This is a genomic window from Streptomonospora sp. PA3 (assembly GCF_009728995.1).
Lineage (GTDB): Bacteria > Actinomycetota > Actinomycetes > Streptosporangiales > Streptosporangiaceae > Streptomonospora.
In genome coordinates this window covers 260722-283606 of sequence record NZ_VTZW01000016.1, presented here as the reverse complement: position 1 = coordinate 283606, position 22885 = coordinate 260722, and the positions used below count along the sequence as shown (strand labels likewise).

At 73.1% G+C, this 22885-nt stretch carries 18 protein-coding genes; 11 read left to right on the top strand and 7 right to left on the bottom strand.

What is annotated here, in order from left to right; genetic code table 11:
• Positions 1-168 precede the first annotated feature (168 nt).
• The gene (locus tag FZ103_RS17730) at positions 169-1866 is read left to right on the top strand and encodes an RNA polymerase sigma factor (protein ID WP_343233602.1); all 1698 of its coding nucleotides are present in this window, start codon (positions 169-171) and stop codon (positions 1864-1866) included.
• A gap of 846 nt (positions 1867-2712) precedes the next feature.
• On the opposite strand, the gene yaaA is transcribed toward FZ103_RS17730, so the two are convergent.
• On the bottom strand, positions 2713-3510 hold the full coding sequence (yaaA, locus tag FZ103_RS17725; RefSeq protein ID WP_156002601.1) for a peroxide stress protein YaaA: 798 nt from the start codon (positions 3508-3510) through the stop codon (positions 2713-2715).
• 272 nt (positions 3511-3782) lie between these two features.
• Between yaaA and FZ103_RS25625 the strand changes: the two genes are divergently transcribed.
• Positions 3783-4610, top strand: coding sequence for a GNAT family N-acetyltransferase (locus FZ103_RS25625; RefSeq protein ID WP_186356466.1), 828 nt, complete (start codon positions 3783-3785; stop codon positions 4608-4610).
• 127 nt (positions 4611-4737) lie between these two features.
• Here FZ103_RS25625 and FZ103_RS17715 read toward each other — a convergent pair whose 3' ends face one another.
• Entirely contained in the window at positions 4738-4968 is a 231-nt protein-coding gene (locus FZ103_RS17715; protein WP_186356465.1) for a hypothetical protein, read from the bottom strand.
• A gap of 675 nt (positions 4969-5643) precedes the next feature.
• Here FZ103_RS17715 and FZ103_RS17710 point away from each other — a divergent pair.
• Positions 5644-7749, top strand: coding sequence for a DNA topoisomerase IV subunit B (locus FZ103_RS17710; RefSeq protein ID WP_186356464.1), 2106 nt, complete (start codon positions 5644-5646; stop codon positions 7747-7749).
• A 39-nt stretch (positions 7750-7788) separates the two neighbouring features.
• Here the strand turns inward: FZ103_RS17710 and FZ103_RS17705 are convergent, their stop codons facing one another.
• From FZ103_RS17705 to FZ103_RS17690, 4 genes are all read right to left on the bottom strand, one after another.
• The gene (locus FZ103_RS17705; protein ID WP_156002597.1) at positions 7789-8913 is read right to left on the bottom strand and encodes a PLP-dependent cysteine synthase family protein; all 1125 of its coding nucleotides are present in this window, start codon (positions 8911-8913) and stop codon (positions 7789-7791) included.
• 110 nt (positions 8914-9023) lie between these two features.
• Positions 9024-9350 (bottom strand): tetratricopeptide repeat protein, encoded by a 327-nt coding sequence (locus FZ103_RS17700; protein WP_186356463.1) that lies wholly within the window; start codon positions 9348-9350, stop codon positions 9024-9026.
• A gap of 82 nt (positions 9351-9432) precedes the next feature.
• Positions 9433-9936, bottom strand: a complete 504-nt coding sequence (locus FZ103_RS17695) for a carbonic anhydrase (protein WP_186356462.1) — start codon at positions 9934-9936, stop codon at positions 9433-9435.
• A gap of 126 nt (positions 9937-10062) precedes the next feature.
• A complete protein-coding gene (locus FZ103_RS17690; RefSeq protein ID WP_156002595.1) occupies positions 10063-12555 on the bottom strand; it encodes a DNA topoisomerase (ATP-hydrolyzing) subunit A in 2493 nt (830 codons plus the stop codon).
• A 783-nt stretch (positions 12556-13338) separates the two neighbouring features.
• Between FZ103_RS17690 and mbhE the strand changes: the two genes are divergently transcribed.
• From mbhE to FZ103_RS17650, 8 genes are all read left to right on the top strand, one after another.
• Positions 13339-15891, top strand: coding sequence for a hydrogen gas-evolving membrane-bound hydrogenase subunit E (gene mbhE, locus FZ103_RS17685; RefSeq protein WP_255430092.1), 2553 nt, complete (start codon positions 13339-13341; stop codon positions 15889-15891).
• The gene (locus tag FZ103_RS17680; protein WP_156002593.1) at positions 15881-16516 is read left to right on the top strand and encodes an MnhB domain-containing protein; all 636 of its coding nucleotides are present in this window, start codon (positions 15881-15883) and stop codon (positions 16514-16516) included. Before mbhE ends, FZ103_RS17680 begins: the two co-directional genes overlap by 11 nt.
• Positions 16513-16887, top strand: a complete 375-nt coding sequence (locus FZ103_RS17675) for an NADH-quinone oxidoreductase subunit K (protein WP_343233582.1) — start codon at positions 16513-16515, stop codon at positions 16885-16887. The genes FZ103_RS17680 and FZ103_RS17675 overlap by 4 nt, the downstream gene beginning before the upstream one ends.
• Positions 16884-18410, top strand: coding sequence for a Na+/H+ antiporter subunit D (locus FZ103_RS17670; protein WP_186356461.1), 1527 nt, complete (start codon positions 16884-16886; stop codon positions 18408-18410). The genes FZ103_RS17675 and FZ103_RS17670 overlap by 4 nt, the downstream gene beginning before the upstream one ends.
• Entirely contained in the window at positions 18407-19036 is a 630-nt protein-coding gene (locus tag FZ103_RS17665; protein ID WP_156002591.1) for a Na+/H+ antiporter subunit E, read from the top strand. The genes FZ103_RS17670 and FZ103_RS17665 overlap by 4 nt, the downstream gene beginning before the upstream one ends.
• Entirely contained in the window at positions 19033-19311 is a 279-nt protein-coding gene (locus tag FZ103_RS17660; RefSeq protein ID WP_186356460.1) for a monovalent cation/H+ antiporter complex subunit F, read from the top strand. The genes FZ103_RS17665 and FZ103_RS17660 overlap by 4 nt, the downstream gene beginning before the upstream one ends.
• Entirely contained in the window at positions 19298-19672 is a 375-nt protein-coding gene (mnhG, locus tag FZ103_RS17655; protein ID WP_156002589.1) for a monovalent cation/H(+) antiporter subunit G, read from the top strand. Before FZ103_RS17660 ends, mnhG begins: the two co-directional genes overlap by 14 nt.
• 70 nt (positions 19673-19742) lie before the next feature.
• A complete protein-coding gene (locus tag FZ103_RS17650) occupies positions 19743-21938 on the top strand; it encodes a RecQ family ATP-dependent DNA helicase (RefSeq protein ID WP_156002587.1) in 2196 nt (731 codons plus the stop codon).
• Between the two features lie 37 nt (positions 21939-21975).
• On the opposite strand, the gene FZ103_RS17645 is transcribed toward FZ103_RS17650, so the two are convergent.
• Positions 21976-22860, bottom strand: a complete 885-nt coding sequence (locus FZ103_RS17645) for a sugar kinase (protein ID WP_394350121.1) — start codon at positions 22858-22860, stop codon at positions 21976-21978.
• Positions 22861-22885 lie beyond the last annotated feature (25 nt).

The following is a 22885-nucleotide window of genomic DNA, read 5'->3' as shown; positions in this document are numbered from 1 at the left end:
GGCTCATAGGGCCGCCGGGTCCAGCAATCTCGCCACACGTCCGTTCGAGAGGTGTTTGTGTCACCTGCCAGTTCGACCCGCTCTAAGCAGCCGGACTCGCTGCACGAGCCCGTCATCCAGCAGTTGATCGAGCGTGGGCGGTCCCAGGGGTACCTTGAGCCCGAGGACGTGCGCCGTGCCTTTGAAGAGGCCGACATTCCCATGTCGCAGGCCCAGGCCGTGCTTCGCAGCCTGACCAAAGAGGGCGTGACCCTGGTCGTGGGTGCCGAGGAGTCCGCGCCGTCGCGCCGCAAGTCCGCTGCGCGCCGCAAGCGCGAGGCCCCCAAGAAGCCCGCCGAGACCGCCCCCAAGGCCAAGCGTGCCGCTGCGGCCCAGGAGCAGACCGACACCGTCACGGCGGTCGTCGACTCCGCCTCGCCGGCCGCCGCCGCGACCGCGCCGAAGAAGCGCGCGGCCGCGGTCCAGGAGGCCCGGCCCGACGAGGACGCCGCGGCGAGCGCCGAGCCGGCCCCCAAGCCGGCTCGCAAGAGCGCCGCCGGCTCCACGGCCAAGTCCGCCGCCGGCACCAAGAAGACCAAGGCCAAGTCCGCGGCCAAGACCGCCGAGGGTGCGGACTCCGCCGCCCCGGCGGCCGCCGCCCCCGCGACCGGGCCCGCCCAGTCCGAGGGGAAGGCCGACCAGGACGAGGACACCGGGCTGGAGGTCGCCGAGGACCAGGACCTGGAGCTCGAGGCGACCGACGACGACTTCGAGGAGACCGGCGTCGAGCTGGAGCTCGTCGAGGACCCCGACGACCGCCTCGCGCCCGCCGAGGGGCCGGTCGCCGGCTCCGGGGTCAAGCCCGAGTCCGTCGGCATCCCGGAGAAGGCCGCGGCCAACACCTCCGAGGACGAGGCGTTCGTCCTCTACGACGATGACGACGACGCCCCCGCCGCCCAGGTCGTGGCCGCCGGCGCCACCGCCGACCCGGTCAAGGACTACCTGAAGCAGATAGGAAACGTCGCGCTGCTCAACGCCGAGCAGGAGGTCGAACTCGCCAAGCGCATCGAGGCCGGCCTGTTCGCCGAGGAGAAGCTCGCCGACGAGGGCGACTCGCTCACCCAGGAGTTCCGCGACGAGCTGGAGTGGATCGCCGAGGACGGCGGCAGGGCCAAGAAGCACCTGCTTGAGGCGAACCTGCGCCTGGTCGTCTCGCTGGCCAAGCGCTACACCGGCCGCGGCATGCTGTTCCTGGACCTCATCCAGGAGGGCAACCTGGGCCTGATCCGCGCGGTCGAGAAGTTCGACTACACCAAGGGCTTCAAGTTCTCCACCTACGCCACGTGGTGGATCCGCCAGGCGATCACCAGGGCGATGGCCGACCAGGCGCGCACCATCCGCATCCCGGTGCACATGGTCGAGGTCATCAACAAGCTGGCGCGGGTGCAGCGCCAGATGCTGCAGGACCTGGGCCGCGAGCCGACGCCCGAGGAGCTGGCCAAGGAACTCGACATGACCCCCGAGAAGGTCGTCGAGGTGCAGAAGTACGGGCGCGAGCCGATCTCGCTGCACACCCCGCTGGGCGAGGACGGCGACTCCGAGTTCGGGGACCTCATCGAGGACTCCGAGGCGATCCAGCCGGGCGAGGCCGTCAGCTTCACCCTGCTGCAGGAGCAGCTGCACTCGGTGCTGGACACCCTGTCCGAGCGCGAGGCCGGCGTGGTCTCGATGCGCTTCGGTCTCACCGACGGCCAGCCCAAGACCCTCGACGAGATCGGGAAGGTCTACGGTGTGACGCGCGAGCGCATCCGGCAGATAGAGAGTAAGACCATGTCGAAGCTGCGCCACCCGTCGCGTTCCCAGGTGCTGCGCGACTACCTCGACTGAGTCCGCCGCGGCGTACCCGCGCTGCGCACCCGACCGGCACGCCCACCGGCGCCCCGAGACCGGTGTGCCCCGGTGCGCGCGCCGCTGCGGCGCGCACCGGGCCGCGCGCCCGCGTGGGCGGCGGTTCGGCGCAGGCGGCGCCGCTGCTGGATGTCGTGTGGCGTGGTCCATGCTCCGTGTCGTTCGTGCGTCGTGGGCGCCGATGCGGTCCTCCTGCGGCCGGTCGGCGTTCGAGGCGGGCGCGGACGGCAAGAGGGGCTGCCGCCGAGGAGCGCGCCCTTCGGCTGTCGGCCGGGCCGGTCCCTCCTGACCACGGGGACCGGCCCGGAACGCATCCGCGACGCCGGCCTGCGGCCGACTCCCCGTTCTCGTGGCGACTTCCCGGGGAGCTCCGGGGCCATGCGTCCGCTTGCGCACAACTTCCTCATCCGACGCCGACAATCATGCCGGGCGCCGTGTATGGCCGAGATAAAGCGCTGAGACCAGTTCGTTATATCTTGCGGCGGCCGGAGCGGACCTCGCCCGTCCGGCTCCTGCGACCGGGGCAGAGAAGGGCGCGGCCTACGTCCTGTTTAAGAAGTCGGTCACCACAGGAGGTTGCGGCAATGGGGCTGGGTTGCGCGAAGCGCTGACGCCAGCTTGCCGCCGAGCGCACGCAGTTCTTCGCAGGTGGAACCGCACCATCGATGGCGGGACTCCAGCACAAAAAGTGCGCCGTGCGCTCGGCGGCAAGCTGTGCTCGCGCTACGCGAGGCGCACCCATTGCCGCAACTCGATGGTGCCCGCACCGGGTGGTGCCCGGTGGGTTCCTGGAAAGCCAGCGCCCCCGCTGTTCTTAAACACGGCCTAAGCGCGCTCGATCACGTCCAGCGTCCACGGCCGGCCGCGGCGCTCGGGCGCGCGCAGCTCGGCGGTGTAGCCGAGGCCGTTGAGCGCCTCGGCGACCTCAGCGGGCGTGCGCGGGTCCGCGCCCTCGGCCAGCAGGCTGTGGGCGATCGTACCGCGGGCGGCCTTGGCCATGTGGCTGACGACACCGCGTTTCGCCGCCGCGCCGGTGCCGGTCTCGCGCAGCACCCGCACCGAGACGGTGCGCTCGGCGGCCGCGCCGCCGGGGCGCCACGCGGCGGTGTAGGCAGCGGACCGGCAGTCGACCACCACCCGGCCCTCGGCGCGCTTGTCCAGCAGGTCGCTGAGCTGGGCGCGCCAGAACGCTCCCAGCGGTCCCACGCCCGGCAGCCGCACACCCATCGACAGCCGGTAGGGCGGCACCCGGTCGCCGGGGGCGAGCACGCCCCACAGCCCGGAGAAGATCAGCACCGACTCCGCGGCGCGGCCGGCGGCGGGGGAGTCCAGCAGGCCGGGCAGGGCGAGGCGGTCGTAGAGCACGCCGGTGTAGAGGTCGGCGGCGCGCAGCGTCGGCGCGTCGGCCAGCGCCCGGTTGCGCCGCACGGCCTCGCCCTGGGCCGCCGACAGCCCCAGTACCTCGCGCGCCGCCTCCTCGGGTCCGCGGCACAGCTCCTGCAGTCGCTCCAGCACCGCCTCCCGCGCCTGCGCGACCTCCGGCAGGGCCAGCGCCCCCGCGTCCACCGGCGGCCCGTCTCCGTGCACGGCCTTGCCCTCGGACGGCGGCAGCAGGATCAGCATGCGGACTCTTCCCGGATCGCGGACAGGAATCAGGCAGGTGAGGGCCAAGGCGGGATCGGTCCGCCGCATCGGCCCGGAGACCAGAATAGGACGCTTGCGTGTTCGCCCCGCGCACGCCGATCCGCATGGCGCAAACCGCCCTCGGCCGGCGCCGCCGGACTTCCCGAATTCCCGTGGCCCTCCGCCGGTGCGCGCCGTAGCGTGGGCTCCTGCCGATTCGCGGACGCGGACCGGCGGGAAGGGGAAGCGGAGCCGATCGGCGGGAGGCGCGGGTGCGGTCAGGGGCGTGGTGGGCGCAGCGGGTTGCGGCGGACTGGCCCGCCGCCGAGGTCGAGGTGCGCTCGGGCTGGCGGCTGTCCTTCAGCGAGGGGGTGACGCGGCGCGCGAACTCGGCGGTGTGCCTGGAACCCGGCGCGCCGGTCGAGGCGGTCGAGGACTTCTACCGCGAGCGGGGCCTGGAGCCCTGCGTGCAGATCTGGCCGGGCGACGACGACCTCGACGAGCGCCTGGCCCGGCGCGGCTACGGCGTGCAGCGCGCCGCGATGGTGATGGTGCGCGACCTGGGGGAGCGCCCGCCGGTCCCCGGCGGCGGCGATGTGGCCGTGGCACCCCGGCCCGACGGGGCCTGGCGAAAGCTGTGGTCGGCCGCAGGGCAGGGTCCCGAGCGCGTTCCGGCGCTGCACCGCATCCTGGACCGCATTCCCGCGGCGGGCTACGCCCTGGAGCGCTCGGGTGCCTCACGGGGGTGCGTCGTGGTGAGCGGGGAGTGGGCCGGCGTGTTCGCCATGGCCACCCGCCCGGCCGAGCGCGGCCGCGGACTGGCCGGCGCCGTGTTGGAGGCACTGCTGCGCTGGGCCCGCGACAAGGGCGCGGCGCGGTCGTACCTGCTGGTGGAGGAGGACAACCCGGCGGCCCGGCGGGTGTACTCGCGGGCGGGATTCACCTACGAGTGCTCCTACGGCTACCGGGTGGGCCCCGGAACGATCCGGGAGGAGGCCCTGGAGGCGGAGTACGCGGCGATCGCGGCCGAGCGGAACGAGGAGGACCAGGCGATGAGAGCCTGGGCGCGCCGCCGGTTCTCACCGCGGGCCGCGGAGTGAGCACTCCGGGCGGGCGCGTGCGGAGGCGCCGTGTTACGCGGCGGAGTGGGGCCGGGCCGCACCAGAGCCGAAAACGGCGGCGGCCCTCCCGGGGGGAGGGCCGCCGCCGCAGGCCTGTCGTATTGAACTAACGCTCCTCATCGGCGGACGTGGCCGGCGTCTCTTGCAGTCGGCTGGTCTCGTCCTGGATCTCCGAGGCGATCTTGCGGATCGAATCGTCATGCTCACGCATGTGATGCGCGCAGAACAGCAGTTCGCCACCGGAGTTGAGAACCACTCGGACGTACGCCTGCGCACCACAACGGTCGCAACGGTCAGCAGCCGTCAGCGGCTGGGTGGGGGCAAGGGTTCCAGTCACTTCGCCTTCCTCAATACTCGGCGCTAGTCACTCTGCACAACATCTAACCGGACCAAGAGCTTCCCAACCAGCCCCTTTGTACGCCGACAGCGGAATCGGCCGGTCCCGGCCCCCGGATTGGGGGCGTAGCGGGCGTTCCCGCCGCTTACGTGGCAAAGCAGGTCCTCGCATTGTGGTCGATGGTGATGGGGGTCACCCTACTCATAGCAGACCCCGGCTTGGCCGACCGGGGTCCGGCGCCGGGGCCGCGCGGGGGTCCGCCCCCGCCCGCGCGGGGTCGTGTGCGCGATGCGAACGCGCTGCGGCGGGTGTCCGACCCCGCGCCGCAGTGCCGGAACCCCGGTGAGGCGGCGGAGTCCGCGGAAACCGAGGTGGTAATCTCGCGCGTGGTGTGCTCGTGATGAACAGGCGACCGTCCCGCTGCGGTCGGGTGAACCGCACGCCGCCGGCGCGCCTCACCCCGCGGCGGAGCGATCGGCCGGGTGCCGCCCGCGGCCTCGCGGCCGCCCCGGCGAGCCGTGGCCGACCGCTCGGTGCGGGCGGCGGCGCCGCATTCCTGTCACACCGGTGCGTCAAGCTAGCGGCGACGCATCTGCCCCCTGTCCGCCCACGTCCAGCGCACGCCCGCGCGCCGCGTGCGCCGGTCGGCGTCCTTCGAACGCAGGAGAGCCCCACGTGACCGCCCTAACCGCAGCCGTCGACGAGCCCGAAGACTACTCCGCGCGGCATCTTTCGGTCCTTGAGGGACTTGAGGCGGTCCGCAAGCGCCCCGGCATGTACATCGGGTCCACGGACAGCCGCGGCCTGACCCATTGCATGTGGGAGATCATCGACAACTCCGTCGACGAGGCGCTCGGCGGCTTCTGCACCCGCATCGACGTCGTGCTCTACGGCGACGGCTCGGTCGAGGTCCGCGACAACGGCCGCGGCATCCCCGTCGACGCCGAACCCCGCTCCGGCCTCACCGGTGTGGAGCTGGTCATGACCAAGCTGCACGCCGGCGGCAAGTTCGGCTCGGGCTCCTACACCGCCTCCGGCGGCCTGCACGGCGTCGGCGCCTCGGTCGTCAACGCGCTCTCCGGACGCCTGGACGTCGAGGTCGACCGCCAGGGCCACACCCACGCCATGAGCTTCCGCAGGGGCATCCCCGGCCGCTTCGACGGCGACGGCCCCGACGCCCCTTTCACCCCCGGCTCCGGGCTGGAGCAGGTCCGCCGGGTGGCCAAGAAGGTCACCGGCACCCGCATCCGGTTCTGGCCCGACCGCCAGATCTTCCTCAAGGACGCCGACGTCACCCGCGACTCGCTGCTGGACCGCGCCCGCCAGACGGCGTTCCTGATCCCGGGGCTGGCCATCGCGGTGCGCGACGAGCGCTACCCGGAGGAGGGCACCTACGAGGAGGAGTTCCGCTTCGACGGCGGGATCGGGGAGTTCTGCACCTACCTGGCCCCCGACGACGCCCTCAACGACGTGCTGCGCATCCAGGGCTCGGGCCACTTCACCGAGACCGTCCCCGTGCTCGACGAGCAGGGCCACATGACCCCCACCGACGTCGACCGCCGGCTCGAGGTCGACATCGCGCTGCGCTGGGGCACCGGCTACGAGACCACGGTGCGCTCCTTCGTCAACGTCATCGCCACCCCCAAGGGCGGCACGCACATGACCGGGTTCGAGCGGGCGCTGGTCCGGGTGGTCAACGACCAGCTGCGCGCGAGCAAGCTGCTCAAGGACAAGGACGACCCGGTCACCAAGGAGGACGTGCTCGAAGGGCTGACCGCCGTGGTGACCGTGCGGCTGCCCGAGCCCCAGTTCGAGGGCCAGACCAAGGAGATCCTGGGCACGTCGGCTGCCTCGCGCATCGTCTCCCAGGTCGTCGGCAAGGAGCTGCGGGCGTTTCTGGCCTCCACGCGCCGCGGCGAGAAGCAGCAGGCGCGCACGGTGCTGGAGAAGGCGGTCAACGCCGCCAAGGCGCGCATCGCCGCCCGCCAGCAGCGCGAGACCCAGCGGCGCAAGAACGCGCTGGAGAGCTCCGCGCTGCCCGCCAAGCTGGTCGACTGCCGCAGCGAGGGCCTCGACCGCAGCGAGCTGTTCATCGTCGAGGGCGACTCCGCGCTGGGCACGGCCAAACTCGCGCGCGACTCGGAGTTCCAGGCGCTGCTGCCCATCCGCGGCAAGATCCTCAACGTGCAGAAGTCCTCGGTCTCGGACATGCTGAAGAACGCCGAATGCGCGGCGATCCTCCAGGTCATCGGGGCCGGGTCGGGGCGCACCTTCGACATCGACGCCGCCCGCTACGGCCGGGTCATCATCATGGCCGACGCCGACGTCGACGGCGCCCACATCCGCTGCCTGCTGCTGACGCTGTTCTACCGCTACATGCGCCCGATGCTGGAGGCCGGCCGGGTCTACGCCGCCGTGCCGCCGCTGCACCGCATCGAGCTGACCAACGTCCGCAAGAAGCGCGGCGCCAAGCCTGAGGACCGCTACATCTACACCTACACCGACGCCGAGCTGCAGCGGCGACTGCTGGAGCTGGAGAAGAAGGGTCTGAGCTGGAAGGAGCCCGTGCAGCGCTACAAGGGCCTGGGCGAGATGGACGCCGACCAGCTCGCCGAGACCACCATGGACCCCCGCCACCGCACGCTGCGCCGCATCCGGGTCGAGCACGCCGAGGAGGCCGCGAAGGTCTTCGACCTGCTGATGGGCAACGAGGTCGCGCCGCGGCGCGAGTTCATCAGCCAGGGCGCCCAGGAGCTCGACGCCAGCCGCATCGACACCTGAGCCCGCCCGCGGCGCGCCCGCGGGTGGGGCGGGCGCAGATCACCCGGGCGGGTTCCACTCCCCGCTCGCCAGGAAGTGCTCCACCGCCGCCGTGTAGGGCGCGGGGTCCATGCCGCGCTCGGCCACCCAGGCGTCGTCGTAGTAGCTGTGCCGGTAGCGCTCGCCGCCGTCGCAGATCAGCGTGACGACGCTGCCGCGGCATCCCTCGCGCAGCATGCGGGCGACCAGGTGCCACACGCCCCACATGTTCGTGCCGGTCGAGCCGCCCGCGCTGAGCCCGGTGACCGTGTTGAGGTGGCGCATCGCGGCGATGCTGGCGGCGTCGGGCACGGGCACCATCAGATCGATGACCGAGGGCACGAAGCTGGGCTCCATCCGCGGCCGCCCGATCCCCTCGATGCGCGAGGGCATGCCGGTGGCGTAGTCGCTCGCCCCGGTGACCCAGCCGGGGAAGAACGCCGAGTTCTCCGGGTCGACCACCGCCAGCCGAGTGCCGTGCCGGCGGTAGCGCAGGTAGCGCCCGATCGTGGCCGAGGTCCCGCCGGTGCCGGCGCCCACGACGATCCATTCGGGCACGGGGTGGCGCTCCATGGCCAGCTGCTCGAAGATCGACTCGGCGATGTTGTTGTTGCCGCGCCAGTCGGTGGCCCGCTCGGCGTAGGTGAACTGGTCCATGTAGTGGCCGCCGGTCTCGGCGGCCAGCCGCTCGGCCTCGCTGTACATCTCCACGGGCACGTCCACGTAGTGGCACCTGCCGCCGTAGCGTTCGATGAGCGCGATCTTCTCCGGGCTGGTCTTGCGGGGCATCACGGTGACGAAGTCCAGCCCGAGCAGCCGGGCGAAGTAGGCCTCGGATACCGCCGTGGAGCCGGAGCTGGCCTCCACGATGGTGGTGTCCTCGCCGATCCAGCCGTTGGCCAGGGCGTAGAGGAACAGCGACCGTGCCAGCCGGTGCTTGAGGCTGCCGGTGGGGTGGACGGACTCGTCCTTGAGGTAGAGGTCGATGCCCCACTCCGGCGGCAGCGGGAAGGCGTGCAGGTGGGTGTCCGCCGAGCGGTTGGCGTCGGCGACCACCTTGCGGACCGCCTCGTCCACCCACGCGCGGGCGCGCTGGGACGGGCCTTCCACGCAGGGCCAGTTGGGATCCTCGTCCGGTGCGGTCATGGTCGCGACCTTATCGCTCGGCCGCCCCGCCGAGACGCGCCGAGGGGCTCTCCGCAGGTGGGAGAGCCCCTCGATGCGCGGTGCGCCCCGCCCGCCGCGGGGCGGTTGGGTCAGTCCAGCGAGCCGCCGGACATGGCGGCGTGCATCCGCCGGTAGGGGGCGGCTTCGTCGTCGCGGCTCTGGCGCTCCAGGGAGCGCGCCAAGGCGATGTGGGCCCAGCTGTCGCAGGGGTCCAGCTCGATGATGCGCCGGAAGGTCTCCTCGGCCTTGGCCAGCTGTGCCGAGTGGAAATAGGAGCGGCCCAGCAGTTCCAGGATCGACCGGCTGCCCGGCTCGTCTTCGGCGATGGGCCTCAGAATGCGGGCGGCCTCGATGTAGTCGCCCAGGTCGAAGTACATTTTGCCGCGGCTGAACGTCTCGTAGGTCGTCTCCTTCACAGGGCACTCCCTTCGTCGGGCACCACAACCCCGAAGCGGAATGTCCTATTCCCGACGACGGCGCGCCTCACACGTCGGGGAGCTATGCGTCGACGGGCTCCACGCGGCCGGTGTCGACGTCGTAGAGGGCTCCGGCCACCGGCAGGCCGTCCGGCAGCAGCGGATGGTGGCGGATGCGCTCCAGGTCGTGGCGCAGGGCGCCGAGCTGGTCGTTGTCGGTGCCGAACTCCAGGCTGCGCGTGTCCACCCCGTGCTCGCGCTCGATGAGGTCGTGGACCTCGTCGTCGCCGGAGACCGAGGCCATCTTGCACCGGGTGTGCGGCATGACCAGCACCCGGTCGACCTCCAGCAGGTAGGCGGCCAGCACCAGCGTGCGCAGCGTGTCGTCGGTGACCCGGGCGCCGGCGTTGCGCAGGATCTTGGCGTCGCCGGGCTTGAGCCCGAGCGTCTGCAGCGGCTCGATCCGCGAGTCCATGCAGGTCACCAGTGCGAGGCCGCGTGCGGCGCGGGGCGCCAGCCCGCTCAGGGCGAAGTCGGCGGCGTAGTCGGCGTTGGCGGCGAAGAGGTCGTCGAAGGCGTTGCTCACAGGATCCTCCCGGAGGTGTCGGCCCGCAGCGCGGCGGGCGCTGCGGAGGGCGCCGCCGCGGGGCGCGCCCGTGCGGACGCGGGCGCCCGCCCGCGGCGGCGCCGGATTGCGGTCGGGACGGCGCGCTCAGCCGGTGGCCGCGGAGGCGAGTCCGGTGTCGGTGCGGCCGGTGCCGACCACGGCGATGGCCCGCGGCAGCGGCTCGCCCGAGCCGTCGCGGCGCTCGTCGAGGTCGGGCAGCCGGATCGGGCCGCCGTCGGCCCGGCTCGCGCGGGCCGGCGCCCGGCCCACCCAGGCCAGCACCAGTCTGTCCTCGCCCTTGAGGAAACGCTGGCAGCGCACGCCGCCGGTGGCGCGGCCCTTGGCGGGGAACGCCTCGAACGGGGTGACCTTGGCCGAACCCCCGGCCGTGCCGGGCAGCTCTTGGGCTTGGGAGCTCCCGGCCACGGTGAGGACCACGGTGTCCTCGGGCACCGCGACCGCGCCGAACCACAGTGCCCGCGCGCCCTCGGGCAGCCGCACACCGGTCACCCCTCCGGCGGGGCGGCCCTGGGGGCGGACGGTCTCGGCGGAGAACCGCAGCAGCTGCCCCTCGGTGGTGACGAAGACGAGGTCGTCCTCGCCGGTGGCCAGCTGGGCGGCGCCCACGACCCGGTCGCCTTCGCGCAGGTTGATGATCTCGAAGTCGTCCTTGTTGGGCGGAGACTCCGAGGTCACCCGCTTGACCACGCCCTGGGCGGTGCCCACCGCGATGCCGGGGCCGTCGTCGTCGAGGGCCGCGACCGACACGACGTGCTCGTCCTCGTCCAGGGCGACGAACTCCGCGACGGGCAGCCCGTGGGCCTGCGGCGGCGAATCCGTCGCGTCGTCGGGCAGCTCGGGCAGCTCCACCACCGGCACGCGGATGGCCCGTCCGATGTCGGTGATGAGGGCGACGTCGCCGCGGGAGGTGGCGGGCACCGACGCGGCCACGGCGTCGTGCTGGGTGCGCAGCCCCTCGTGCATCGGCGGCACCTGCGGGCCCGAGCTGCGGCCCAGCAGGCCGGTGGCGCTGAGGAGGACGTGGCAGGGCCGGTCGGCCATCTCCAGCGGGATGGAGGCGCTGCGGGTCTCGCCCGAGCTCTCCTGCAGCACGGTGCGCCGCGGGGTGGCGTAGTCCTTGGCCACCTCGCCCAGCTCCTTGGAGACCAGGCGGCGCAGCTTGGAATCGGACTCCAGGATCGCGGTCAGCTCCTCGATGTCCTTGTTCAGCCGGTCGCGCTCGTTCTCCAGCTCCAGCCGGTCGTACTTGGTCAGGCGGCGCAGCGGGGTGTCGAGGATGTAGCGGGCCTGGGTGTCGGACAGCTCGAAGGTCGACATCAGGCGCTCGCGGGCCTGGGCGGTGTCCTCGGAGTCGCGGATCAGCGCGATGACATCGTCGATGTTGAGCAGGGCGACCAGCAGCCCGGCCACCAGGTGCAGCCGCTCCTCGCGCTTGGCGCGGCGGTGCTCGCAGCGGCGCCGGACCACGTCGAGGCGGTGGTCGACGAACACCTGGAGCAGGTCGCGCAGGCCCATGGTGCGGGGCTGGCCGTCGACCAGGGCGACGTTGTTGATGCCGAAGCTCTCCTCCATCGGCGTCAGCCGGTAGAGCTCCTCCAGCACCGCCTCGGGGTTGAAGCCGTTCTTCAGCTCGATGACCAGGCGCAGGCCCTGGTTGCGGTCGGTGAGGTCCTTGAGGTCGCTGATGCCCTGCAGCTTCTTGTTCTGCACCAGCTCCTTGATGCGGCTGACGACCTTCTCGGGCCCCACGTTGTAGGGCAGCTCGGTCACCACCAGGCCGGTGCGGCGGGGGGAGACCTTCTCGACGCTGACGGTGGCGCGGGTGCGGAAGCTGCCGCGCCCCTTCCGGTAGGCGTCGCGGATGCCGTCGAGCCCCACGATCGTGCCGCCGGTGGGCAGATCGGGGCCCGGCACGAACCCCAGCAGGTCCTCCAGCGAGGCGTCGGGGTGGGCCAGCAGGTGGCGTGCCGCCGCGATGACCTCGCCGAGGTTGTGCGGGACCATGTTGGTCGCCATGCCCACGGCGATCCCGGACGCGCCGTTGACCAGCAGGTTGGGGAAGGCCGCGGGCAGGACCTCGGGTTCGCTCTCCTGGCCGTCGTAGTTGGGGTGGAAGTCGACGACGTTCTCGTCCAGCGAGGTCACCAGCAGCTGGGCGGAGCGCGCCAGGCGGGCCTCGGTGTAGCGCATGGCCGCCGGGGCGTCGTCGCCGCCCAGCGAACCGAAGTTGCCGTGCCCGTCGACGAGCGGCACCCGCATCGCGAAGGGCTGGCTCATCCGCACCATGGCGTCGTAGATGGCGGAGTCGCCGTGCGGGTGCAGCTTGCCCATCACCTCGCCGACCACGCGGGCACACTTGACGTGGGCGCGGTCGGGGCGCAGCCCCATCTCGTTCATCTGGTAGAGGATGCGCCGCTGGACCGGCTTCATCCCGTCGCGGGCGTCCGGCAGGGCGCGCTGATAGATCACCGAGTAGGCGTACTCCAGGAAGCTGCCGCGCATCTCCTCGGAGACGTCGATGTCGATGATCTTCTCAGCGAGGTCCTCGGGTGGTGGAGAGGAGGTTGTACGGGCCATGCCGGTAATTCTGGCCCGCCGCGCAGACCATCGCGAACCAGTCCCCCCGCCCCCGGGCGCGGCGCCGCGTTAGGATCCCGTTAAGATGCGGGGGAACGGGGTTGCCCGAGGGCTTCGGGACCGGCGCCGTGGCGACGATGCTCACGGTGTGTGGCGGGGCGGTGGTTCGGGCGGCGGAAACGCGGATAGGCGCGGGTGAGAAGAGCCACGCCGCCGACGGGAAGGCGCGCGGCGGCCGATGCGGCGCGGCACGCGTATGCGCAGGTCGGATTGTGTGCGCCAGGTGCCGTGCGAAGCCGGTCGAGGCGATGGGAGGCGGCGGATGGTACACCCGTTCCCCGGGCAGCCAAAGCGGTGGCGGGGGCCGGAGCTCGGCCGTGTTTGGTGGATCACGGTCCTACTGCGCGGCGCCCCAGCACGCTCTCGCTGCGTTCTCTGGGCCCCTGACAGGCATCATGGCGAAGCCGCCTGTCAGGGACAGTCGACAGGGGACCACCCTGACTCCTTCCTCGGCCTTGCGAGAGCGGCACTGGTCCCTATGGCGGCGCCCCGCACCGGGGCGGCGCTTCGCGCGATCGGGCGCGGGGCGCACACGAGTGCGCCGCTCGCTACGGACGGACCCACCAAACACGGCCTAGCCTCTGAGGCGTACCGGGCGCCCCCGGCTCGCCGGACGCCTCCGGGGCCTTCGACGACCGCCCTCGCAGCCCTGCCCATCCCGCACGCCCCGCCGGCACGGCCCGGCCGCCGCCCGGCGGCGGTCCGCCGCCGGGCCGACCGACGATGAACGACGTGCCCATGCTGCTGCCTGCCATTCTCGTGCTGCACGCCGCGGTCGCGGTGCTGCTGCCGCCGCTCGCCGGGCGATTCGGCGCCCGGGTCTTCCTGCTCGCGGCGCTGCCGCCGGCCGCGGCGGCGGTGTGGGCGCTGGCCGGCGTCCCGCGGATCCTCGCCGGGTCGCCGCCGCAGGCGTCGATCCCCTGGGCGCCGGCCCTGGGCATCGGGCTTGACTTCCGCGTGGACGCCCTCGCCCTGGCCATGGTGCTGCTGGTCAGCGGGGTGGGCGCCGTCATCTTCGGCTACTGCGCCGCCTACTTCCACGCCGGCGAGCGCGGCCTGGGCCGGCTCGCCGCGATCATGGTGCTGTTCGCCGGCTCCATGCTCGGCGTGGTCACCACCGACAACCTCTTCGCGCTGTATGTGTTCTGGGAGCTGACCTCGATCACCTCCTTCCTGCTGGTGGGCCACGACGACCGCAAGGAGCACGCGCGGCGTGCGGCCACCCAGGCGCTGGTCACCACCACCGGGACCGGGCTGCTGATGCTGATCGGGTTCATCATGCTGGGCGCGGCGGCGGGGGACTACAGCATCTCCGGCCTGGTGGCCGACCCGCCGGAGGGCGGGCCGTGGCTGACGGCGGCGCTGGTGCTGGTCCTGGTGGGCGCGTTCGCCAAGTCCGCCCAGGTGCCGCTGCACTTCTGGCTGCCCGGCGCGATGATCGCGCCGACTCCGGTCAGCGCCTACCTGCACGCCGCGGCCATGGTCAAGGGCGGCGTCTACCTCGTCGCCCGGCTGGCCCCCGGCTTCGCCGAGGCGGGCGCGTGGCAGGTGCTGGTACTGAGCGTGGGCCTGGCCACCATGGTCGTGGGCGGATGGCGGGCGCTGCGCCAGGACGATCTCAAACTGCTGCTGGCCTACGGCACCGTCAGCCAGCTGGGGTTCCTCACCCTGCTCGGCGGAGCCGGGACCCAGGTGGCCGCCACCGCCATGATCGGCGTGCTCCTCGCCCACGGGCTGTTCAAGTCGGCGCTGTTCCTCGTCGTCGGCATCATCGACCACCAGACCGGCACGCGCAGCATCAGCCGGCTCAGCGGGCTGGGGCGGCGCATGCCCGTCCTGGCGGCGGCCGCCGGCCTGGCCGCGGCGTCCATGGCCGGGCTGCCGCCGCTGATCGGGTTCCCCGCCAAGGAGGCGGCGCTGGAGGCGTTCATGCCGAGCGCGGCCCCGGCGCCGCCGGCGGCCGCGGCCTGGGCGGTGCTGGCGGGAGTGGCGGTGGGCTCCGTGCTGACCTTCGCCTACAGCGCCCGGTTCGTGTGGGGCGCCTTCTCCGACAAGTCCACGGTCGCCGAGCGCCCGAGCGAACCCCCTGCGGCGCCGTTCGCCGCCGCCCCGGTGGCGCTCTCGGCGGCGAGCCTGGTCCTGGGCGTGATCCCCTGGGCCGTCGACGGCCTCGCCCAGGGCTATGCGCACGCCCTTCCCGCGGGCCCCAAGCCCTACCACCTGGCGCTGTGGCACGGGCTGACCCCGACGCTGCTGGTGACCGCCCTGGTGGTGGCCGCCGGCGTGCTGATGTTCCTCCGGCGTAGGGCCGTCGGCCGCCTGCAGAACGCGATGCCGCGCTGGCCCGACGCCGAGTACGGCTACCACATGTTCGTCCACGGGGTCTACACCGCGGCGCTGAGCGTCACCCGGCGCACCCAGAGCGGCTCCCTGCCGGTGTACCTGGGGATCATCCTCGCCACCATCCTGGTGCTGCCGGGGGCCCGGCTGGCGGCCGGGCTGGCCACCGGCGGCATCGACGTGCCCGGCCCCGGCGAAGGGCTGCGGCTGTGGAACAACCCCCTGGAACTGGTGGTGGCGGCGGTCATCGTCGTCACCTCCATCGCCACCCTGCGCGAGCACCGCCGCTTCCCCGCGCTGATCCTGCTCAGTGTGCTCGGGTTCGGCATGGCCGGCCTGTTCGTGCTGCACGGCGCGCCCGACCTCGCGCTCACCCTGGTGCTGGTCGAGACGCTGACCACCATCATCCTGGTCTTCGTGCTGCGGCGGCTGCCCACCACCTTCAGCGTGCGCCCCGACGGCTGGCCCAAGCGGTTGACCGTGCTGCTGTGCACGGCGGCCGGCACCTTCATCGCGGTCTCGCTGTGGCTGATGACGGCGGCGCGCACCCATCCCCCGATCTCCACCGGCTACACCGACCTGGCCAAGAAGGCCGGCGGCAGCAACCTCGTCAACATGATCATCGCCGACTTCCGCGCCCTGGACACGCTGGGGGAGGTCGTCGTGGTGGCGACGGCGGCGGTCGCGGTGGCCTCGCTGGTGCTGCTGAACCGGCGCGACCGGGTCGTCGACGAGCCCGCCGCGGAGAACGCGGCCGAGGCGCCGAAGGACCGCAGATCCGACGAGGAGGATCCGGAACCGCCCGGCACGGGTGCGCTCGCGCTCCCGCGCCACCCGGCCGGACCCGAGTCCCTCGGTGCCGAACCGTCCGGGCAGGACCCCGCCCGCGAGGCCGGCGGCGCGGACGCAGACGAGGGGAGCGACGATGACCGATGACGACGCCGCCCCCGGCCGGCCCGCGCCGGGCCGCGCCGAGGGCGAATGGGGCCGCGCCGACCGCAGCGGCGCCCCGCCGGAGAACTGGGAGGCGCCCCGCGAGCGGTGGCTGAGCACCGGAGTCCGGCCGGCGTTCGGCCCGCGGTCGGTGCTGCTGGAGGTCGCCGCGCGGCTGCTGACCCCGGCCATCCTCACCTTCGCGGTGTTCCTGCTGGTGTCCGGCCACGACCGGCCCGGCGGCGGGTTCGCGGGCGGACTCGTGGCCAGCATGGCCTACGTGCTGCGCTACATCGCCGGCGGCCGCCACGAGCTCGCGGCCGGCATGCCGCTGCGCCCCAACACCCTGCTCGCCGCGGGACTCCTGGTGGCCTGCGGCACCGCCGCCGCGCCGCTGCTGGCCGGCCACCCCGTACTGAAGGTCTACAGCTACACCGCCCATCTGCCCGTGTTCGGCAAGGTGAAGTTCGCCAGCTACCTGCTCTTCGAATCGGGGGTGTTCCTCATCGTCGTCGGTCTGGTGCTCTCCGTCGTCGCCGCTCTCGGCGCGCGCATGGAGGCCGAGGAAGAGGAGGTCCGCGACCGCCGCCGGCGCGGCGCAGCGGGCCGGGAAGGGGGCGCGCAGTGACCGCGCCCGGGCTCCTGATGGTCGCCGCCGTGGCCGTCCTCTACTCCACCGGCTTCTACCTGCTGCTTCAGCGCTCCCTGATGCGCGTGGTCTTCGGCATCGTCATCCTGGGCCACGCCGCCAACCTCTCGCTGATGCTGACCGACCGCGCCATCACCCTGCCGCCCCTGCTGACGGGCAAGGAGGGCGCCATCTCCGACCCGCTGCCGCAGGCGATGGCGCTGACCGCCATCGTCATCACGTTCGGGGTGACCACCTTCCTGCTCGCGCTGGCCTACCGGGTGTGGCTGGGTGACGCCAACGACGAGGTCCCCGCCGACCTGGAGGACCGCCGCATCGGGCGGCTCTCGGAGCCGGAGGACCAGTCGTGAACGTGCTGCTGGCCGTGCCGGTGGTGGTACCGCTGCTGGGCGCCGCGGCCGCGCTGCTGATGCGCCGCGCCCCGCGCCTGCAGCAGGGTGTGGCGGTGGCCGCGCTGGCCGCGGTGGTCGCCGTCACCGGCCTGCTGCTGCGGGCCACCGCCGACGGCACGGTCCTCGCCGGCCAGGCCGGGGCCTGGCGGGCGCCGCTGGGCATCACGGTGGTCGCCGATCCGCTCTCGGCGCTGATGCTGGCGGTCTCGGCGGTCGTGCTGCTGGTGGTGCAGCTGTTCGCGATCGGCCAGGACATCGCGGGCCTCAGCCGCGCCATGCCGCAGGTCTTCCACCCCATCTACCTGGTGCTGACGGCGGGGGTGTGCCTGAGCTTCCTGGCCGGCGACCTGTTCAACCTGTTCGTCGGCTTCGAGATGATGCTGACGGCCAGCTACGCGCTGATCACCCAGGCTCCCACCCGCGCCCGGGTGCGGGCCAGCATGATCTACACCGTCGTCAGCCTGACCTCCTCCATCCTGTTCCTGACCGGGATCGCGCTGGTCTACGGTCTGACGGGCACGGTGAACCTGGCCGACGTCGCGGTGAAGCTGGGTTCGGCACCCGAAGAGCTGCGCATGGTGCTGGCGCTGCTGTTCCTGGTGGTCTTCGGCATCAAGGCCGCGCTGGTGCCCATGCACTTCTGGCTGCCCGACAGCTACCCCGTGGCCATCACCCGCATCTCGGCCATCTTCGCGGCCCTGCTGACCAAGGTCGCCGTCTACGCGATCATCCGCACCCAGACCCTGCTGTTCGGGCGCGACGACATCACCGCGGTGCTGCTCTGCATCGCCGTGGCGACCATGGTCGTGGGCATCTTCGGCGCGATGGTGCAGGACGACATCAACCGGCTGATGTCCTTCGCGCTGGTCAGCCACATCGGTTTCATGATCTTCGGACTCGGGCTGAACTCGGTGGCCGGCCTGGCGGGCGTGATCGTCTACCTGGTGCACCACATCGTCGTGCAGGCCGGCCTGTTCCTGGTCAACGGGCTGATCCGGCAGTACGTCGGGCACAGCTCGCTGCGCGCCATGCGCGGCCTCAACACCGTCTCGCCGGTGCTGTCGGTGTACTTCTTCCTGCCCGCGATGAGCCTGGCGGGGCTGCCGCCGATGTCGGGGTTCGTGGCCAAGGCCGCCCTGTTCCAGGCGGCGGTGGGCGCCGGCGGCTGGCCCGTCTACACCGCCCTCGCCGCCGGGGTGGCCACCAGCCTGCTGACCGTCATCGCCGTCTTCCGGGTGTGGGTGCGCGGCTTCTGGGGGACGCCGATGCCCGACATGGTCGAGGCCCGCGAACGCCTCAAGCGCGGCTCCCACCTGGGGGGCCTGCGGGTCATGGCGACCATGACCGGCGTGATGGTCGCCGCCGGGCTCGCCGTGGCGGCCGCGGCCGGTCCGCTGTCGGAGCTCGCCTTCGTCGCGGCGCACGACCTGCTCAACGGCTCGGCCTACATCGAGGCCGTGCTGGGGGAGGGGGCACGATGACCGCGCGACCCGGACCCGGCGGCGCGTCGCCGCCCCGCACCGCCACCGACCCGGTGCGCACCGTCCCCCAGCGGGTGCTGGGGCGCATGGCCATGGGCGTGTGGCTGACGGTCATGTGGGCGATCCTGTGGGGCGACGCGAGCCCGGGCACGCTGCTGGCCGGCGCCGCCGTGGCGGGCGGGTGCTATGCGGCGGCGCGGCTGCCGCACCTGCCCGTGCGGCTGCGCTTCCGACCGGTGCACGCACTCCTGCTGTGCGCGCACATCGCGGTGGAGATGGTCGGCTCCAGCCTGCGGGTGGCCTTCCACGCGCTGTGGCGGCCCGGGCGGATGCGCGGCGCCATCGTCTCGGTTCCCCTGCGCACCGACTCCGACCTGCTGCTGGCCATGGTCATCGGCGGGCTCTCCCTGATCACCGGCAGCCTGGTGATCGAGCTGAACCGGGAGGAGGGCGTGATCTACGTGCACGGCACGCCGGTCGCCTCGGAGCGGGCGGTGCGCCAGCTGCGCCGCCAGGTGCGGCGCACCGAGGAGCTGTTCGTCCGCGCGTTCGGCACCCTGCGCGACATCGAGGAGTTCGAGCAGGAGGAGCGGCAGCTGCGCGCATCCGAGGAGGAGACCCCGTGAACGTCCTGGACTACGCCTACACCGCCACCTTCGCCCTGCTGGGGGCGGCGGTGCTGCTGACGCTGTACCGGCTCGTGCGCGGGCCCTCGGTGATGGACCGGCTGGTGTGCCTCAACGCCACGTCGGTACTGCTGGTGAGCTTCATCGCGGTCGAGGTGGGGCTGCGGGGCGATCCCGCCTACATCGGACTGGTGATCACCTTCGCCCTGCTGGGGTTCGTCGGCACACTGACCGCCGCCCGCTTCGCGGAGAGGAGGGCCCATGACCGCGGCTGACATCGCCACCGCCGTGCTGCTGCCGCTGGGGGCGGCGTTCGCCTTCGTCGGCACGGTCGGGCTGGTGCGCTTTCCCACGCTGCTGGGGCGGGTGCACGCGGCCACCAAGCCCGACACCGTCGCCCTGGTGCTGATCCTGGCGGGCACGGCCTTCCAGCTGCCCGACATCCGGGTGGCCGCATGGCTGGGTCTGGCCGCGCTGTTCCAGTTCCTCACCGTGCCCGTCCTCGCCCAGACCCTGGGGCGTGTGGCCTACAGCCGCGGCGAGATCAGCGCCGAGCACCTGATCGCCGACGAGCTGGCCGACGCGGTCGAGCGCTCCCGGCAGGGCCGCGGCGACGGCGGCCGGGGGCCGGAGTAGGCGGCGGCCCGCGGCCCGCGCCTGTGGAGGAGCGCGGCCCGCCGACCGCCGCTTCTGGTAGCAAGGACCCATGGTGACCTCTGCCCACTCCGGGCCGCACCCGCCCGCGCACTCCGCTGCCGACCCGGCCCCGGCATCGGCCGATCCCGCCGCCGAGGCCGCGCTGCGCGAGGCGGCCGAGGAGCGCCTGCGCGCCCTGGCGGGGGAGTCCGCGCGGCTGCGCGAGGACCAGTGGAGCGCCGTGCGCGCCCTGGTCGCCGAGCGCCGCCGCGCCCTGGTCGTGCAGCGCACCGGCTGGGGCAAGTCGGCGGTGTACTTCGTGGCCACGGCGCTGCTGCGGGCCCGAGGCGCGGGCCCCACTGTCATCGTCTCCCCGCTGCTGGCCCTGATGCGCAACCAGATCGCCGCCGCCGAGCGCGCCGGCATCCGCGCCCGCACGATCAACAGCGCCAACCTGGACGACTGGGAGGCGGTCTACACCGAGATCACCGCGGGCGAGGTCGACGTACTGCTGGTCAGCCCCGAACGGCTGAACAACCCCGACTTCCGCGACCGGGTGCTGCCCCGGCTCGCCGCGGGCGCCGGACTGCTCGTCGTCGACGAGGCCCACTGCATCTCCGACTGGGGCCACGACTTCCGCCCCGACTACCGCCGCATCCGCACCCTGCTGCGCGGCCTGCCGCCGCACACCCCGGTGCTGGCCACCACCGCCACCGCCAACGGCCGGGTCACCCACGACGTCGCCGAGCAGCTGGAGACCGGCGACGGCGCCGCCACCCTCGTGCTGCGCGGGGAACTGGACCGCGCGAGCCTGCGCCTTTCGGTGGTCGAACTGCCCGACACCCCCGCCCGCTGGAGCTGGCTGGCCCGCCACCTGGCCGAGCTGCCGGGCTCGGGCATCGTCTACGCCCTCACCGTCGCCGCGGCCGAGGACACCGCCGCCTTCCTGGCCGAACGCGGCTACGACGTGCGCGCCTACACCGGTCAGACCGACCCCGACGAGCGCCGCCGCGCCGAGGACGACCTGCTGGCCAACCGCACCAAGGCGCTGGTGGCCACCAGCGCACTGGGCATGGGCTTCGACAAGCCCGACCTCGGCTTCGTCGTGCACCTGGGCGCGCCGCAGTCGCCGATCTCCTACTACCAGCAGGTCGGTCGCGCCGGGCGCGGCCTGGAGCGCGCCGAGGCCGTGCTGCTGCCCGGCCGGGAGGACCGCGAGATCTGGTCCTACTTCGCCTCGCTGGCGTTCCCGGCCGAGGAGACCGTGCGCCACGCGCTGGCGGTGCTCGCCGAGGCCGGGGAGCCGGTCTCGCTGCCGCGTCTGGAGACCCGCGTCGACCTGGGGCGCAGTCGGCTGGAGCAGATGCTCAAGGTCCTCGACGTCGACGGCGCGGTGCGCCGGGTGCGCGGCGGCTGGGTCGCCACGGGGCAGCCGTGGACCTACGACGCCGAGCGGTACGCCGCAGTCGCCGCGGCGCGCGAGCGCGAGCAGCGGGCCATGCTCGACTACATCGCCACCGGCTCGTGCCGCATGGACTTCCTGCGGCGCCAGCTCGACGACCCCCAGGCCCGGCCGTGCGGGCGGTGCGACAACTGCGCGGGGTCCCCGTTCTCCGCGTCGGTCGCACCCGAGGACCGCGACGCCGCGGCCCGCCACCTGGACCGCCCGGGCGTGGCCGTGGCGCCCCGCAAGCAGTGGCCCTCGGGGATGTCCGCGCTCGGCGTCGAGCTCTCGGGCAGGATCCGCCCCGAGCAGCAGGCGGCCGAGGGGCGGGCGCTGGCGCGGCTCACCGACATCGGCTGGGGCACCGAACTGCGGCGGCTGCTGGGACCGGACTCGCCCGACGAGCCGGTGGACGACCGCGTGTTCCAGGGCGTCGTCGACGTGCTCGCCGCCTGGCCCTGGCGGCGCCGCCCCGCGGGCGTCGTCGCCCTGCCCTCGCTCACCCGCCCCCGCCTGATCGCCGACCTGTCCCGCCGCCTGTGCGAGGTGGGGCGCCTGGCCCCGGTGGGCGGTCTGGCCTACGCCGACCCCGAGTCGGGGCCCGGCCCGCGCCGCCGCAACAGCGCCCAGCGGTTGGCCCAGGTCCAACGCGCCCTCGCGCTCCCGCCGCAGGCGGCCGCCGCCGTGCAGCGCCTGGACGGCCCGGTGCTGCTGGTCGACGACCACACCGACACCGGCTGGACCCTGGCGGTCGCCGCCCGCCTGCTCAAGGAGGCGGGCGCCGAGGAGGTCCTGCCGCTGGTCCTGGCGGCCAAGAGTTGAGCCCTGCCGGTCGGCGCGCCGGGTAGCGCAGGGTGTGTCAGTCGCCCAGGTCGGGGCGGGCGCCGGGCTGGTGGAGGGCGCGGGCGGCCAGGGCCTGGGCGCGGATGAGGGAGTCCTTGGGGTGCTTGCCGGCCAGCCAGGACGGCAGGAAGCCGGCGATGAACGCGTCCCCGGCGCCGATGGATCCGGGGGAGGGCTCGACGGGCTCGGCCGGTGCGGTCTCCAGGTCGTCGCGGGTCTTGGAGGCCCACAGCGCGCCCTCGTCGCCGAGCTTGATGACGACGTTGGGGTACCAGGCGGTGAGCACCTTGGCCGCCGCCTCCGGCTCCTCGCGGCCGGTCAGCACCTTGGCCTGGCGGGTGTTGGCGAACAGCAGCCGGGCACCGTTGGTCCAGTCCAGGAAGTTCTCGGCTCCCGCGCGCTCCAGCGGGGCGTGGGATCCGCCGTCCACCGAGATCGACATCCCGGACTCCCGCGCCATCCGCAGCGCCATCCGGGCGGCGCGCCGGGAATCGGGGTTGATCAGCGTGAACCCGGAGACGTGCAGGTGGCCGTCGGGGCCGAAGACGTCGCGCGGCAGGTCCTCGGGCTGGAGGCGGGCGTTGGCGCCGGGGTCGCTGAGCATGGTGCGGTCGCCCTTGTGGGTGATCATGACCACGCAGGTGCCGGTGGCCCGCTCGGGGTCCATGACGAGCCGGGAGTCGACCCCGTAGCCCATCAGCTCCATCTCGCGGGTGCGGCCGGTGATGTCGGAGCCGCGGCGGCCCACGAAGATGGTGTCGACGCCCTCCATGGCCAGCCACGCGGCCACGTTCGCGCCCGAACCGCCGCCGTAGGTGAGCACGGATGCGGGGGTGTCGCTTCCGCGCGCGAGAGGGTAGAACGCCCGTGCGACGCTGTCGGTCATGAGATCGCCGATCACGACCACTCGTGCCATTGCCTTGCCC